This window comes from Acidobacteriota bacterium (genome assembly GCA_020853395.1).
Classification (GTDB): domain Bacteria; phylum Acidobacteriota; class Vicinamibacteria; order Vicinamibacterales; family SCN-69-37; genus JADYYY01.
On sequence record JADYYY010000002.1, the window covers coordinates 315,355 to 330,498 of the forward strand.

Here is a 15,144-nt window from a genome sequence, read left to right on the forward strand (position 1 = left end):
ATTCGCGTCGCGCTGACGGGCGGCATCGGCACGGGCAAGTCCTACTGTCTCGCGCGCTTCGCGCACCTCGGCGCACCGGTGACGAGCGCGGACGCACTCGCACGCGACGCCGTGGCTCCGGGCTCGCGCGCGCTCGCGGCGATCGTCCAGCGATTCGGCGCGGGGATATTGGCGCCTGACGGCACCCTCGACCGTAACGCGCTCGCGCGCATCGTCTTCCACGACGCGCACGCGCGGCGCGATCTCGAGAGCATCGTGCATCCGATCGTCTACGCTCGCGTCCGCGACTGGTTCACGACGCTACCGGTTGCCGGCCCGGACGCGGCCGCGCCGGCGGATGTCGGGATCGCCGACATCCCCCTGTTGTACGAAACCGGCCACGAGGTGGACTTCGACCGCGTCGTGGTCGCCGCGTGCGCGCCGGCGACGCAGCTCGCGCGCGTCGCGGCACGCGGGGGGATCGGCGCCGGGGAGGCGAACGCGCGCATCGCGGCACAGTGGCCAATCGACGCCAAGCGCGCGCGCGCCGACTACGTGATCGACACGGACGGCTCGTTTGCCGACACCGACCGGCAGGTGGAAGAGGTCTGGAACGCCCTGCGACATGAGCCGCGTCCGGCCTGACGGACGGCCGGCCTCGCACCGGCGCCGGTCACGTCGTCCATTCTCCGAGGAGATTCCGAGGAGAGCGGCACGCCGCGTGCACCGCTCAGACCTCGACGTCGCCGCGCCGATGGCCGAGGCCGTGGCTCGCCTCGCGCGCCTGCGCCGCGGCGAGCGTGTTCTTGAGCAGCATCGCGATCGTGAGCGGCCCCACGCCGCCCGGCACCGGCGAGACCGCGCCGGCGACGTCCGCGACGGAAGGGTGCACGTCGCCGACGACCGTGCTTCCCTTTCGATCGAACGCCGCAACCCGTGAGCTGCCCGCCCCGAACAACGCCACGACCGTCTCGCGGACGCTCGTCGGCGTGGTGCCGACGTCCACGACGGCCGCACCCCGCCGCACCATCGGCGCGGTGATGAATCCGGGCCGCCCGATGGCGGACACGAGGATGTCGCCCTGCCGGGTGATGCTGGCGAGATCCATCGTCTTCGAGTGACAGATCGTGACGGTCGCGTTCCGCTGCAGGAGCAGCAGCGCCATCGGCTTGCCGACGATGTCGCTCCGTCCGACGACGACGGCGTGGCGGCCGTCGATGGCGACGCCCTCTCGATCGAGCAGCTCGATGACGCCGGACGGCGTGCAGGGCGCCAGCGTCGCGCGCCCCTGGACGAGCCGGCCGACGTTCGCGGGGTGGAACCCGTCCACGTCCTTCTCCGGATCGATGGCGTCGAACACGGCCTGGGCCCTGCCCATGTGCGAGGGCAGCGGCGACTGCACGAGGATGCCGTCGCACGCCGGATCGCGGTTCAGCCGATCAACGACCGCGAGCACCTCGTCGAGGCGCGCCACGGCGGGCAGCCGATGAACCGAGACGCGCAGGCCGGTCTCGGCGCCCGCCCGTTCTTTGGCGCTGACGTACACGTGCGAGGCGGCATCGTCGCCGGCAAGGACGATGCCCAACGACGGAGGCCGCCCGGCGCGACGCGTGAAGTCGGCCACCTGCGGCTGGAGTTCGGCACGGATTGCGGCGGATGCCGCGGTGCCGTCGAGACGACGAGCTGCCATGTGTGTACCTCAGCGCGACGCCAGCGCGCGCAGGAACGCGCGCGCCTGTCGCTCGGGATCGGGCCCGATCAAGCCTCCGGCCACCGCGACGGACGCGGCACCAGCGTCGAGCACGGCCCGCGCACATGCCGCCGTGATTCCGCCAATCGCCACCACGGGAACACCACGCGGCCGCGCGATGCTGGCCGCGGCGGCGACGCCCTCGAGCCCCACGATCGGATCAGGGCGATCCTTGGTCGTCGTCGCAAACACCGGACCGATCGCGAGATAGTCGATCGGTGTCTCGAGCGCGGCGGCCGCCTGTGCCGGCGTGTGCGTGGAGACGCCGACGAGGGCCGCGTCGCCGACGACCTGCCGCACGTCCCTCGGGGCGAGATCATCTTGGCCGACGTGCACGCCCGACGCACGGGCGAGGGCCGCGATGTCTGCCCGGTCGTTGACGATGAGGGTGATGCCGGCCTCACGCGCGCGCGCAGCCATCGCGTCCGCGAGATCGAGCAGCGCGCCGCTGGCCATGGTCTTCGCGCGGAGCTGCACGAGCTGGATGCCGGCTCGCAGCCAGCCGTCGAAGAGATCGAGCGAGGCGAGCCCGTACCTGGCTGCCGTATCCGTGTCGAGGATCGCGTACAGGCGTGGAAGCGGCTGGCGCACCCGTCAGGCGCTCTCGGCGAGCGGCGCGGCGCTGGCGGCCTTCTTCTCCGGCATGAACCGGTCCATGAAGCTGGTGCTGATGCGCGCCGCGACGAAATCCGGGTCCTGCAGGATGCGCAGGTGGAGCGGAATCGAGGTCTTGATGCCGTCGACGACCGTCATCTCGAGCGTGCGTCGCATCCGCGCGATGGCCTCCTGGCGGTCGCGGCCGTAGGTGATGATCTTGGCGATGAGCGAATCGTAGTACGGCGAGACGGTGCACTCGGAGTGGGCGTAGGAATCGACCCGCACGCCCGGGCCGCCCGGCACGGAGAACGCGTGGATCACGCCAGGGCTCGGAACGAACGTCTCGGGATCCTCGGCGTTGACGCGACACTCGAGGGCGTGACCGGTGATCTTGATGTCGCTCTGCTTCACGGAGAGCCGCCGCCCGGCCGCCACGAGAATCTGCTCCTTGACGATGTCCACGCCGGTCACGAACTCAGTGACGGGATGCTCCACCTGAAGCCGCGTGTTGACCTCGAGGAAGTAGAACTGGCCCTGCGGGTCCAGGAGGAACTCGAACGTGCCAGCATTCGTGTACTGCACGGCCCGCGCGGCGTCCACGACCGTCGATCCCAGCTTCCGCCGCTGCTTGGCGGTCAGCGCGGCCGATGGGGCCTCCTCGATGAGCTTCTGGTGCCGCCGCTGCACGGAGCACTCGCGCTCGCCGAGATGAATCACGTTGCCGTGGTGGTCCCCCAGCACCTGGATTTCGATGTGACGCGGCGACTCGACGTACTTCTCGAGATAGACGTCGCCGACGCCGAACGCCGACTCGGCCTCGCGCATCGCCGTGCGAAGCGACTTGGCGAGCTCGTCCTGATCACGCACGACGCGCATGCCGCGCCCGCCGCCGCCCGCGACGGCCTTGATGATCACCGGGTAGCCGAGCTCCCGGGCCACCTTCAGGGCCTGATCCTCGCCGCTCACCGGCCCGTCGCTGCCCGGCAGCACCGGAACACCGGCCTTCTTCATCGCGCGGCGCGCGCGGGCCTTGTCGCCCATCAGCCGGATGACGTTCGGGTACGGGCCGATGAACTTGATGTGGCAGGCCTCGCAGACCTCGGCGAGATACGCGCTCTCGGACAGGAAGCCGTAGCCGGGATGAATGGCATCCGCCCCCGTGATCTCGGCGGCGCTGATGATCGCCGGCACGTTCAAGTAGCTGTCGGCACTCCGAGCCGGGCCGATGCAGACGTCCTCGTCGGCGAACCGGACGTGCAGCGAGTGCTCGTCGGCCTCGGAATAGACCGCGACGGTCTTGATGCCGAGCTCGCGGCACGCGCAGATGATGCGAAGGGCGATTTCCCCGCGGTTCGCGATCAGGATCTTCTTGAACATGGGTCAGCTGACTTTGATGGCGAACAGCCGGTCGCCGAACTGGACCGCCTTGCCGTTCTCGACGTAGACCTTGACGATCTCGCCGTCGCAGTCGCTCTCGATCTCGTTCATCAGCTTCATCGCTTCGATGATGCAGAGCACCTGGCCCTTGGCCACGCGGTCGCCCACCTGAACGAAGGGCGGGGCGCCGGGCTCGGTCGCCGAGTAGAACGTGCCGACGATCGGCGACTTGATCACGCCGAGATCGACTGCATCGGCCGGCTCCGGCTTCGCCGGTGCGGCGCCCGTCGAGGCGCTGGCCGCGGGGACCGCCACCGGAATCGCAGCCGGCGCCACGGCCTCGTGAGGCGCCATGATCACGCCGTGCGCGATCTCGCGGCCGGCTTTCCGGACGCGAAGCTTCAGGCCGTCTCGCTCGAGCTCGAACTCCGCCAGGTCGTGCGCCCGGACCAGCTCCAGGAGCTGCTTGATGTCCTCGAGGTCCATGCGTCAGATCACCAGGACCTGTCGGGGGATGTCCGTGAGGACATCGCATCCATGAGCCGTCACGAGCACGTCATCCTCCAATCGCACGCCACCCTGGCCTTCGACGTAGGCCCCGGGCTCAATCGTGAACACCATGCCGGCCTGGACGACCTCGTCGGTCTCCGGATCCGGTCGGCCGATTCTCGGCGCTTCGTGAATCTCCAGGCCGAGACCGTGTCCGGTCGAATGCGGAAATGCCTGGCCCAGCCCTCGGGATTCGAGGGCGTCCCGGGCTGCCGCGTCGATCGCTGACGTCAGCACGCCCGGACGGACGCTCGCGAGCGCGGCCGCATGCGCGGCGTCCACGGCAGTGAGGAGCGCGCGCGCCTCGGGTCGGACCTCGCCAATGGCCGCCATGCGCGTCAAGTCGACGCAGTATCCGTCTAAGACGCCGCCAAAGTCCAGCACGACGAGGTCGCCGCGGGCGAGTGCCCTATTGCCTGGCCTCGCGTGCGGATGGGCGCTATTCGGTCCGGATGCGACGATCGTCGGAAACGACGGACGCTCGAATCCCGCCGCCAGAATGGCCGCGTCGATCCCGTCGGCGACTTCCCTCTCGGTCCGACCAGGCCGCAGAATCTCCCTGAGCGCCGCGACCACGGGCCGCAGGGTCTCGCCGCCTTTTCGGAGCACGGCCGTCTCGGCGGCATCCTTGATCATCCGCTGGCGTTCGACGACCTTCTCAAGCGGAATCCACAGGACTTCCGGCGCGGCTCGCTGCCAGGCGGCTGCCGTCGAGACCGTGACGTGCGCGCTCTCGAATCCGACGCGGCGAAGGCCGAGCTTCTTGACGATGTCGCCAAGCGTCAGGTCGTACCGGCGCTCGACGCGTTCCACCTCGAGCTGCGCCAGCCGGCCGGCGCGAATATCCTCGCGCGTGACGACATCGTAGCGGCCGTCGACGATCAGGATGCGTTGTCGTGGCGTGATCAAAACCAGGCCGGCCGAGCCAGCGTAGCCGGTCAAGTACACGAGGTTGAGCGGCGTCGAGACGACGAAACCGTCGAGAGTCTCGGCCCCGAGGCCACGTTCGAGCGCGTGCAGGCGTCCGGTCCAGGCCGGCTGCGGGCGTTCGTCCATCGAGACGATTACGCCACAGACCTGGCGTCGAGTTCCAGTCGCCGGGCGTGAGCCTGCCGGGAGAATCGGGTCAGCGCCGCCAATACGGCCTGCGTTTCGCGGTCGCGCGGCCGTCCGATGTCGTTGACGAGCGGGATCGGCATGGCGACGAAGGCCGGCGCGTCCCCGTGGGCGCCCGATGGCACCAGAGCCGCCGTGGCGCTCGATTCGGGCAGCACGGAACCGACGACGCCGGGCACGAGCTCGAGCACCGGCAGTGCAGACGTCGCCGGGAGCACGGCTGCTGGCGCTTCGAAGGCTGGCGCGAGCTCGAGGACGTCCATGACCTCGCGCGCCGGCGGCAGATCTATAGCAGCCTCCTTCAGCCGTTTCTCGATCTGCTCCTCTTCTGTCTCCACATCCGCGCGCGTGCCGGGCCGAGCGGCCCGGATCTCGAGGTCACTTTCAACCTGTGCGTGACCGGCGAACGCAATGCCGAGGGGCACGGCCGCGGCAAGGCCGTCTTCGAACGCCACGGGCAGCAGAGCCAGTTCCGAACCGGCCGCATTCACCTCCGCGGCGCCGGACGGTTCCTCCTCGAGATGCAGGGGGCGCTCGGCGTCCATGTCAGCCGCCGTGGCCGGCGATGCCGGCGCCGCGGCCTCCAGAATCGGGACGTCGCCGAACGTGGGCGGCTCGAGCTTCAGATCCGCGAAGCCGGAAGCCTGCAGCTCGGCGATGAGCGTGTCGGGGCCGGCCGTATCGTTGGTCAGCTCCAAAGCCTGCGGGACGACCGGATCGAAGGGCTCCGCGGAGAATGCATCCGCGAGCACCTCGAGCTCGAGATCGGCGGACGCCGGCAGCGTGACGATCGCCTCCTGCTCCACGACCTTGTCGCGCCCATCGTCTGCGGCCGCCTCGACGACGAGCGGGGCTGCGTCGCTGTGCCCGGCAAGGCCGTCCCACTGGAGCGACGTCGGCTCGACGCCATCGCTAGCCGCGAGCGAGATCCCTTCGAACTCGGGCGCGATGGCCTTCGCGGCCTGTTCGACGTAGGCGGTCTTCTCGGCGGGCGAGCCGAGACGAAGGTCCTCGCGGGCCGACATCACGGCCGATCCAAGGTCGACCGGCAATCCATCGGCGGCAGACAACGGCCAGTCGGTCGCCGGACGGGTGGTCGTCTCGAACTCCACGGGCGCGTCGGCGGGTGCCGAGACGTCGAAGTCCGCCAGCCTGATGGGCTCGTCGAGCGATGCAGCGGTCGCGAAGATCGAACTGATCGGCAGATCCGGATCGGCGGCGGCGATCGCAGGCGGATCGTCTTCGGCGGCGGGCACCTGGTGCCAGCTCGCATCGGCAGCCTGTGCGATGTGCTCGCTGCGGTCGTGCAGCTCGGCCAGCCCGCGAATCGCAGCGAGGTTGTCCGGCGCGCGCCGCAACACCTGCTCGAGCTCGGCACGCGCCTCGTCGTAGCACCCTTTGTCGAGCAGGGCCCAGCCGAGCGTGACGCGGGCCGAGAGCAGCGTCGGAAACTTCTTCAAGCCGTCGCGGCACAGCGTGATCGCGCGATCGAGATCGCCTGCCCGACGGAAGCGTTCGGCGATCCCGGCAAACGCAGCGGTGTCTTCCGCCGGCACCTGCCGAGTCCTGTTGAGCAGCAGCCCTCCGCCCTTCATGCCGCGCTGGTCCCTTTCCTGTCGCGCGGCCGCTAGGGCGTCACGCTGACGGTCTTCGACGTAATGCCGGTGGCGCCCGCACTGTCGGTGACGGTCAAGACCACCGTGAAGGTGCCTGGCGCGGCGTAAGTGTGCGCGGGCGCTGCCGCCGTCGACGTCGTGCCGTCGCCGAAGTCCCACGCATAGCCCGTGATCGTCCGTCCGGCCGGTGCCGTCGACAGCGATCCGTTGAACGTGACGGCCGTCACGCCCGCGGTGGCGGTCGGCGGCGACACCGAGAAGTCGGCCTTGGGTTTCGCCGTCTCGATCTTGATCGTCTTCGACACGGCGGTGTCCTGCCCCGAATCGTCGGTCACGTGGAGGACGACGGTGAAGGTACCGGGCAGCCCGAAGGCGTGCGTCGCCGTGACGCCGGTGCCGTGCGGCGTCCCGTCGCCCCAATCCCAGTCGTAGCCGGAGATGTGGCGTCCGGCGGCCGCCTTCGACATCGTGGCGTTGAAGTTCACCGCCTGGTCCACGATCGGCTCGGTCGGTGAGAAGGTGAAGTCCACGGTGGGCGCGGTCGCCGTGCCGACCTGCACGTCCTTCGTCGCGCTCGCGACCCTGCCGGCATCGTCCGTCACGGTGAGGACGACCTTGTAGGTGCCGGGGAAGTCGTACTGGTTCGACACGCGCACGCCGTTCGCGCTGCCGCCATCGCCGAACGTCCACCTGTAGGAGACGATCTCGCCGTCCGGATCGGTCGAGGCCGACGAGTCGAAGAGCACCTCGTCGTCTTCGCGCGGCGTCGTCGGCGAGAAGAAGAAGTCGGGTACGGGCGCGCCGGGCGCGGTGGTCGGCGGGAGGATCACGCCGGGCCTGGTGAGCCGGATCGCGACGGTGCGGGCCACAGCGCTCGCGTAGTCGCCGCCGACGGGGGTGACGGCGACCGTCACGATCGTGTCCTTGGTCACGGTCGCGGGCGGTGCGGGGGGCGCCTGGTAGACGATCGACGCGCGGCCGTCCGCTCCGGTCGAGACCGAGCGGTTGGACAGCGTCCCGAAGTCCATGGCGACGCCGTCGACGAGCATCTCGGCGCGCACGGTCGTTCGGACGGGCTGGCTGTTGCCGTCGCGGGCGACGATCTCGATCGTGGCCTGCGAGCGGCCGTCCTGCGTCACGACGTCCGGTGTCGCCGAGACGGCGAGCGACAGGCCGAGTTCCGACGGCCCGCTCAACGCAGGCGGCGCCTGCTTGTCGAGCGCGCACCCGGCCGCGGCGGCCAGCAGTCCCAGCACGATCAATCGTCTTGTCAGCACGTCAGTACTCCACACGGCGGATCGCCCGCGCATCACTCCGGGTCCGCCCAGTCGGCAAAGTTCACGCTGATCTGCCCAACGACGCTGACCTCACGCCCGGCCTGGTCCTCGCCGTAGAAGGTGACCTCGGCGATCGTCGAGATCGCGACCGCGCCGCCTTGGTGACGCAGCGCGATGAGCGGGGCTTCGAGCTTGGCCTGTGCCCGCACCAGCACGAACGTCCCGGCGGCGCCGGTGCCGTCGACGGTGACGGTCATCGCGCCGTCGAACTCGTACGGCACGTGCACGCCTTGCGTATTGCGATCGCGCTCCGATCGCACGAACCGCACGTGGTAGCGGCGCACGGTGATGAAGTTCGTGGTGGACGGCGTGGTCGGCGAGTCGGTCGCGCCCGGATCCTTCAGCGCCAGGCGGAACGCCACGCGCCCGACGTCTTCGAACACGCTCCCCTTCGTCTGCACGTCCGAGGTCAGCGATCCCTCGAAATCCTCGCCCGTCCCGGAAGCGGCTTCGAGCTGGTCGACGATCAGGTACGCAGGCGACTGGCCCGCGAGCTGGCCCGCCGTGCACGCCGGCACGACCATCGCCGTGCCGAGCATCAGGGCGGCCCAGAGCCGGCGGCCGTGTCGGCGTCCGCGGGCCGCGCCTTCCGGCCGGCCGCCGCGCGGAACTGAATCGAAGTCGGATGGCATGACTACCCTCGGATGATGCGCGGCGTGATGAAGATCAGCAGTTCCTGGCTCTCGCTGCGGTTGTCAGTCCGCTTGAACAGCCAGCCGAGCAGCGGCACGCGCCCGATGCCCGGCGTCTGATCGATGTTGGACGTCTCGGTCGTCTGCAAGATGCCGCCGATCACGGTCGTCACGCCGTCTCCCACCTGCACCTGCGTTTCGGCGCGTTGCGTGTTGATCGACGGGTTGCCGTTGACGGCCCGGCTGAAGTCCGGCGTGCCGTTCTCGAGGACGATGCGCAGGATGACGGTGTTGGCCGCGGTGATCTGCGGCGTCACGTTCAGTTTCAGCGCCGCGTCGCGGTACTGCACCGTCACGGTGTTGTTGGCCACCGTCTGGAACGGCACCTGGAAGCCCTGCGTGATCTCCGCCTGCTTGTTGTTCTGCGTGGTCACGCGCGGCGTCGACAGCACCTTGGCCTTGCCGTCGTGTTCGAGCGCCGAGAGCGCGACGTCGAGGCTGAACGCGCCGTTGACCGCGCCGAGCGACAGCCCCAGCGCGCTCGCGGCGCCGGTGACGGGCAGATTGACGGCCGTCGCCGTGCGCTCGAGCGAGGACGCGCGGGCATCGTTCGGGCCCTGCGACACGTCACCGGACTGCTGCACGCGGCCGCCGACCGTGCCCCGGTTCGGGAACCCGAGCGGCGACGTGTTGCCGAGCTCGGGCGCCACGCGGCCGTTCGCCCCCCACTGGACGCCGAGCGCCTTCGCGGTATCGCGGTTCGTGCGCAGAATCTTGGCCTCGATCTCGACCTGCGGCTCGGCACGATCGAGGTCGGCGATGAGCGATTGGATGTCCTGGATGCTCCGCGCCGTGTCCTTGATGATGAGCATGTTCGTGCGGTCTTCGACCTCGACCGATCCGCGGTCGGACACGAGCCGCGCGGCCTCGAGCAGCGCCTTGATCTTCGCCGCCTCCGCGTAGTTCAACCGCAGCCGCGCCGTCTCCAGATCGGGCACCGCCTCGCCCGCCCGCTTCTGTTTCGCCTCGTCGTCCAGCTCCCGCGTTCGTGCTTCGCGCGTGAGCACGCGCAGCACGGTCCCGTCGAGCTGGTTCGTCAGGCCGCTCGACCGCAGCACCACGTCCATGACCTGATCCCACGGCACCTGGGTGAGCTTGAGATCGACCGTGGCGTTCGTCGGCACGCTCGGGTCGATGACCAGGTTGATGCCGCCGATCTCGGACAACTGCCTCAACACGGCGCGCAGGTTCGCTCCCTGGTAGTCCACGTCGATCGGCGTGCCGCTGAACTGCCGCAGCACGTTCGCCTGCGGTGCCTGGGGTGCGGCGAGCACCGTCATCGGGCCGGCGCTCTCGCCCGCCAGCGCCCCGGCCACCGCCAGCGTGACGCCGAATCCCCAGATGCGCATGTTCCTCATCGGACTTCCTCTCCTTGCGGACGCAGCGGCTTGCGCACCTCGGTCGGCGTGCCGCCGGATCGATCGCTGAAGACCACGCCGTCGCGGTCGATGCTCACGACCGTCGCGTCGATCAGGCGGTCCTTCACCCTGGTCACGAACGACTGCCGGCCCGGCGACTCCAGAATCGCGAGCATCGTGGTGCCGTTCCGGACGACGCCCTTGACGACGACGTCGGCGAGCGAGAGGCCGGCGAGCCCGGAGCGAGGACGGCCGTCGGCCGGTGTCGCGGCGCGCTTCGACAGCACGAGGCTCCCGAACGGGTCGCGCCGCCCGCCATCGTCGTATCCCGTGACGACCTCGCCCACGCGGCTGCCGACCGGAATCGACGCGGCCGGCGCGGCGATCGGCAGCGCCGTCGCGGAGGTTTGCGCGGCGGCGATCGACGGCATGGCCAGCGCGAGCACGAGCACGGCGGTTTTCATGGACGTTCTCCCGGAAGGTCGGCGAGGTCCGGCTGGAAGACGAACGTGGTCGCGAGAAACGACGCGCTGATGCTGCCGCGCCCGGCCGACTTGGTCTTCGTCTTCAACTGGAGGTCCGACACGGACATCAACCGCGACATCGTCGCCACGCGATCGAAGAAGCGGCCGAGGTCGTGATAGGTGCCCTCGAGGCCGAGCTGAATCGGCCACTCGGTGTACTGCGCCTTGGCGACGATCGGCTTCGGCGCGAAGCTCGCGATGTCGAGCTGCGAGTCGCTCGCGAGCTGATGGAGGCTGCGCAGCACGTCCTGCGGGTCCTTCTCGGCCGGAATCACGGCTTCGGTTTCCTTCAGCGACAGCTCGAGCGCGCGCACTTCCCGCTGCACGGCCGGAAGCCTCATGGCCACGAGCTGCGCCTTGCGGACTTCGCCTTCCACCGTGCCGAGCCGCGTCCGTGCCGCGGTGATCTCCGCGTCGGCCGGGCCGAGCAGCACCTGCCACGCGGCCCCGACCGCCATCACGCAGAGCACGACGAAGACGATGAGCTGCGAGCGGGATGAGAGTTCGTGAAGGCTTTTTGCCACTGGCTCATGCTCCCGGACGGGCAACGGCGGTGCTCACGACGGCGCCTGGCGCGCGGGCGTGTTCCGCGGTGTTGGGCAGTGACGGCGCGGTGAGCTCCCCCTTGACGCTGAACCGCACGACCGTCGTTTCTTCAACGGCCTCCGTGCTCGTCGTCAGGATCTCGACGGGACGCTGGAAGACGCCGGAGTTCTGCATGCCCTCGGCGAGGTCGGTGACGGCGGTGAGCGTCAGCGCCCGGCCCTCCACCTGCACCGTCGTGCCGGCCTGTTTGACCTCGAGCAGCCACAGGCCGTCCGGCAGGGTGAGGCTCAGCGTCTCGAGCAGCGTCACGGGCGCGCGTTTCGCCGCTTGGAGCCGTGCGATGACCGCAAGACGCTCGGTGAGCTCCGTCTTGCGCGCGGTGACCTTCTCGACGAGCTTGGCGGCGTCCTTGAGGCGCACGAGCTCGGCGTCCGCGGCATTGATCCGGCGATCGATATCGGCCTTGACGCTGCTGAGGTAGTACCACCAGCCAGCGACGCCGACGGCCGTCACGACGAGCATGGCGAGGCCGATCGCCGCCGATCGCTGCTCTGCGGGAATCCAGACGCGCGGCGGCTTGGCACCAGGCGTGGTCGAGAGGAGGTTGACCTTGATCACCGGTCGCCCTCCTGCCGCATCGCCAGGCCGACAGCGACCGCATATGCCGGCCCGCTCGCATCGGCCGCGGCGCCACGGCTCGGCCGCGTCACGCGGCGGAAGGGATCGAAGACCTCGACCGGCGCGCCGAACTCCGCCCCGAGCAGCTCCGTGAAGCCAACGGCGTCACAGGCGCCGCCCGAGACGACCACGCGCGAGATCTTCTCGATGGGCGCGGTCGCTCGATAGAAGTCGATCGTGCTGCGGACCTCCGCGACGAGCCGCTGGCTGGCCTGCCGCAGCACCGCCGACACCTGCTCGGGCGGCAGGTGCGCGGGCATCTGGCCGTGGAGCATGCGCTTGGCGGCGAGGTCGTCCGTGCCGACGGCGGCGAACTCGCGCTTCAGCGCCTCGAGGTGCAGCCCACCGCCCACCGCGATGTCGCGGGTGAACACGGGCTGGCCGTGCTCGAGCAGGCAGACGAGCGTGAGCGCCCGTCCGACGTGCAACAGCACGGCGAGCTGGTCGTCGCGCTCGGGGTAGTTCATCCGGTACGCGTTGGCCAGCGCGAACGCCTCGATGTCGAGCACCACCGGCCGTCGTCCGCTCTGGACGACGATGCCGGTGCGGTCGTCGATGCGATCGCGCTTGGCGGCGACGAGCAGCACGTCGAGCGCGTTGCGGCCCGCATCGGTGCCGATCTTGACGACCTGGTAGTCGAGCTGCACCTCGCTCAGATCGAAGGGGATGTACTGTTCGGCTTCCCAAGGGATGGCCTCGGCGAGCTCGGCGTCCGTCATGCTGGGCAGCGACAGCCGTTTGACGATCACCGAGTGACCGGCGAGCGCGGCCGCGACGCGCGCTCGTCGCAGGCGCAGCGAGTCGAGCAGGCTGCTGACGACCTCGCTCACGACGGTGGGATCAGAGGCGCCCTCGCGCGCGGCGTCGTCGGGCACCGGCGCCTCGCCGGCCGAGACGAGCGACCAACCGGCACGGCTGCGCCGCAGCACAACGGCCTTGACCGCGCTTGAACCGATGTCGAGCCCGACGATGGGCGAACGGAAGGCAGAGCCGAGTTGCATGCCGGCTGGTCACAAGGCAAGGCAGGTGCCAAGACACCGCGAAGCCGGCTCTCGCGAGCGTCAGCCAGGGGCTGGCGGGCTTGCGTGGCGCGACAACGCTCGATCGGATCGACACTTGTCGACTGCCGCACAGTTCTGTAAGGCTGTGGATCGCGCGGCCGTCGTCGAGCGCGACCGCGTTCGACCGGCCTGAAGATTGACTTTTTCGCGATCCCCTCGTATCATCTGGGTTTGCCGTTCTTTGAATTCGGCTGAAAGGGTACGAATGGTCACGGGCAAGACCACTGCCGCTCGGACGGACACGCGACAGTGGCACCTCATCGATGCGGACGGCCGCGTGCTGGGACGAGTCGCCAGCCAGGCCGCGCGCCTGCTGCAAGGCAAGCACAAACCGACCTGGAGCTCGTTCCTCGATCAGGGTGATTTCGTGGTGATCGTGAACGCCGGCCGCGTGCGGCTCACCGGCCGCAAGGAAGATCAGAAGCTCTACCGCTACCACAGCGGCTACGAAGGCGGCCTCCGGGAAGAGCGCGCGAAGATCGTGCGCAAGAAGAACCCCGCCCGCATCGTCGAGGAAGCCGTGCGCGGCATGCTGCCGAAGAACAAGCTGGGGGAAGCGATGTATCGCAAGCTCAAGGTGTACATCGCGGGCGATCACCCTCACGCGGCGCAGAAACCCCAACAGTTCGAGGTCGTGTAACTTGGCTACGACGCAGTACTACGGCACCGGCCGGCGCAAGACGTCCACCGCCCGCGTGTTCCTTCGGCCCGGCTCGGGCCAGATTACGGTCAACCACCAGCCCATCGAGACGAGCTTCCCCACCGAGACGCACCGGCTGAACATCCGGCTGCCGCTCGTGGTGACGGAGACCGCCGAACGCTTCGACGTCGTGGCGACGACGATGGGCGGCGGCGTGTCGGGCCAGGCCGGCGCGCTACGGCTCGGCATCGCGCGGGCGTTGCTCGGCTACAACGACGAGCTGCGCGCGGCGCTGCGCAAGGCAGGGCTGCTCACGCGCGATCCGCGCGCCAAGGAACGCAAGAAGTACGGGATGGCGGGCGCCCGCAAGCGCTTCCAGTTCAGCAAACGGTAACGGCAGCGGCGCCGTCCTCCTGGGAGGGCGCAGGGCCTCGACGAGGCTCATTGAGAAGGAGACGACCCAGCTTGAGTGCGATCGCGTTGAAGGACTTGTTGGAGGCCGGCGTGCACTTCGGCCACCAGACGAAGCGATGGAACCCGAAGATGAAGCCATACATCTTCGGCGAGCGCAACGGGATCTACATTCTCGACCTGGGCCGCACGGCCAAGCTCCTCCGCGAGGCCATCGAGTTCGCCACCACCGTCGCCGGTCAGGGCGGCACGATGCTGTTCGTCGGCACCAAACGCCAGGCCCAGGACGCGATTTTCGAAGAAGCCCAGCGCTGCCAGATGTTCTACGTGAACCAGCGCTGGCTCGGCGGCCTGCTCACCAACTTCTCGACGATTCAGCGCAGCCTGGCGCGGCTGCGCGAGCTCGAGGCGATGACCACCGACGGCCGGTACGAGACGCTGTCGAAGAAGGAGATCGCGCGGTACGACAAGGAACGGCGCAAGCTGGCCAAGAACCTGGACGGCATCCGCGGCATGTCGCGGCTGCCCGACGCCATCTTCATCGTCGACACGAAGCACGAGCAGATCGCCGTCGACGAAGCGCGCAAGCTGAAGATCCCGGTGATCGGCGTCGTGGACACGAACTGCGATCCGGACCAGGTCGAATACGTGATCCCGGGCAACGACGATGCGCTGCGGTCGATCCGGCTGTTCGCGGCCGCGATCGCCGACGCCGTGCTCGCCGGCCGCGGCCTGGCCGAATCGGCCGGCGCCGCCGAGACGAAAGTCGCGCCCGTGCCGCAGCCGCCGGTATCGCAGCCCGCGCCGCAGGCCGCCACTCCGGCGTAGCCGCTCGATCCGTCCTCCACGTCACGTATCAACCCAGGCGCCGGCGGCGTCCGTGCTGCCGGCCGCCGACAGAAGAGTCCGAGCA

At 69.4% G+C, this 15,144-nt stretch carries 17 protein-coding genes; 4 read left to right on the plus strand and 13 right to left on the minus strand.

Features of this window, described 5'->3' with window-relative positions:
* Positions 1-624, plus strand: a complete 624-nt coding sequence (locus IT184_01970; GenBank protein MCC7007559.1) for a dephospho-CoA kinase — start codon at positions 1-3, stop codon at positions 622-624.
* A gap of 85 nt (positions 625-709) precedes the next feature.
* On the opposite strand, the gene IT184_01975 is transcribed toward IT184_01970, so the two are convergent.
* From IT184_01975 to pilM, 13 genes are read right to left on the minus strand one after another with little or no spacing between them, the layout of a single operon-like run.
* Positions 710-1,669 carry a bifunctional 5,10-methylenetetrahydrofolate dehydrogenase/5,10-methenyltetrahydrofolate cyclohydrolase gene (locus IT184_01975; GenBank protein ID MCC7007560.1) on the minus strand — a complete coding sequence of 320 codons (960 nt, stop codon included), beginning with the start codon at positions 1,667-1,669 and terminating at the stop codon, positions 710-712.
* A 9-nt stretch (positions 1,670-1,678) separates the two neighbouring features.
* Positions 1,679-2,320 carry a thiamine phosphate synthase gene (gene thiE / locus IT184_01980; protein MCC7007561.1) on the minus strand — a complete coding sequence of 214 codons (642 nt, stop codon included), beginning with the start codon at positions 2,318-2,320 and terminating at the stop codon, positions 1,679-1,681.
* A 3-nt stretch (positions 2,321-2,323) separates the two neighbouring features.
* Positions 2,324-3,703 (minus strand): acetyl-CoA carboxylase biotin carboxylase subunit, encoded by a 1,380-nt coding sequence (gene accC, locus IT184_01985; GenBank protein ID MCC7007562.1) that lies wholly within the window; start codon positions 3,701-3,703, stop codon positions 2,324-2,326.
* A gap of 3 nt (positions 3,704-3,706) precedes the next feature.
* Entirely contained in the window at positions 3,707-4,189 is a 483-nt protein-coding gene (gene accB / locus IT184_01990) for an acetyl-CoA carboxylase biotin carboxyl carrier protein (GenBank protein ID MCC7007563.1), read from the minus strand.
* A gap of 3 nt (positions 4,190-4,192) precedes the next feature.
* Positions 4,193-5,308, minus strand: coding sequence for an aminopeptidase P family protein (locus IT184_01995; protein ID MCC7007564.1), 1,116 nt, complete (start codon positions 5,306-5,308; stop codon positions 4,193-4,195).
* 8 nt (positions 5,309-5,316) lie between these two features.
* A complete protein-coding gene (locus IT184_02000) occupies positions 5,317-6,963 on the minus strand; it encodes a tetratricopeptide repeat protein (GenBank protein ID MCC7007565.1) in 1,647 nt (548 codons plus the stop codon).
* Positions 6,964-6,995: 32 nt separating this feature from the next.
* Complete coding sequence (locus tag IT184_02005; GenBank protein MCC7007566.1) at positions 6,996-8,261, minus strand: PKD domain-containing protein; 1,266 nt, start codon at positions 8,259-8,261, stop codon at positions 6,996-6,998.
* Between the two features lie 32 nt (positions 8,262-8,293).
* Positions 8,294-8,953 carry a hypothetical protein gene (locus IT184_02010; GenBank protein MCC7007567.1) on the minus strand — a complete coding sequence of 220 codons (660 nt, stop codon included), beginning with the start codon at positions 8,951-8,953 and terminating at the stop codon, positions 8,294-8,296.
* Positions 8,954-8,955: 2 nt separating this feature from the next.
* The gene (gene pilQ, locus IT184_02015) at positions 8,956-10,371 is read right to left on the minus strand and encodes a type IV pilus secretin PilQ (protein ID MCC7007568.1); all 1,416 of its coding nucleotides are present in this window, start codon (positions 10,369-10,371) and stop codon (positions 8,956-8,958) included.
* Positions 10,368-10,835, minus strand: coding sequence for a hypothetical protein (locus IT184_02020; protein MCC7007569.1), 468 nt, complete (start codon positions 10,833-10,835; stop codon positions 10,368-10,370). Before IT184_02020 ends, pilQ begins: the two co-directional genes overlap by 4 nt.
* A complete protein-coding gene (gene pilO / locus IT184_02025; protein MCC7007570.1) occupies positions 10,832-11,419 on the minus strand; it encodes a type 4a pilus biogenesis protein PilO in 588 nt (195 codons plus the stop codon). Before pilO ends, IT184_02020 begins: the two co-directional genes overlap by 4 nt.
* Before the next feature lie 4 nt (positions 11,420-11,423).
* Positions 11,424-12,059 carry a PilN domain-containing protein gene (locus IT184_02030; protein ID MCC7007571.1) on the minus strand — a complete coding sequence of 212 codons (636 nt, stop codon included), beginning with the start codon at positions 12,057-12,059 and terminating at the stop codon, positions 11,424-11,426.
* Complete coding sequence (gene pilM / locus IT184_02035; protein ID MCC7007572.1) at positions 12,056-13,120, minus strand: type IV pilus assembly protein PilM; 1,065 nt, start codon at positions 13,118-13,120, stop codon at positions 12,056-12,058. The genes IT184_02030 and pilM overlap by 4 nt, the downstream gene beginning before the upstream one ends.
* Before the next feature lie 265 nt (positions 13,121-13,385).
* Here pilM and rplM point away from each other — a divergent pair, with 265 nt between their 5' ends.
* From rplM to rpsB, 3 genes are all read left to right on the plus strand, one after another.
* Positions 13,386-13,820, plus strand: a complete 435-nt coding sequence (gene rplM, locus IT184_02040) for a 50S ribosomal protein L13 (protein ID MCC7007573.1) — start codon at positions 13,386-13,388, stop codon at positions 13,818-13,820.
* A gap of 1 nt (position 13,821) precedes the next feature.
* A complete protein-coding gene (gene rpsI, locus IT184_02045; protein ID MCC7007574.1) occupies positions 13,822-14,214 on the plus strand; it encodes a 30S ribosomal protein S9 in 393 nt (130 codons plus the stop codon).
* 71 nt (positions 14,215-14,285) lie between these two features.
* A complete protein-coding gene (rpsB, locus tag IT184_02050; GenBank protein ID MCC7007575.1) occupies positions 14,286-15,059 on the plus strand; it encodes a 30S ribosomal protein S2 in 774 nt (257 codons plus the stop codon).
* The last annotated feature ends 85 nt before the right edge of the window (positions 15,060-15,144 follow it).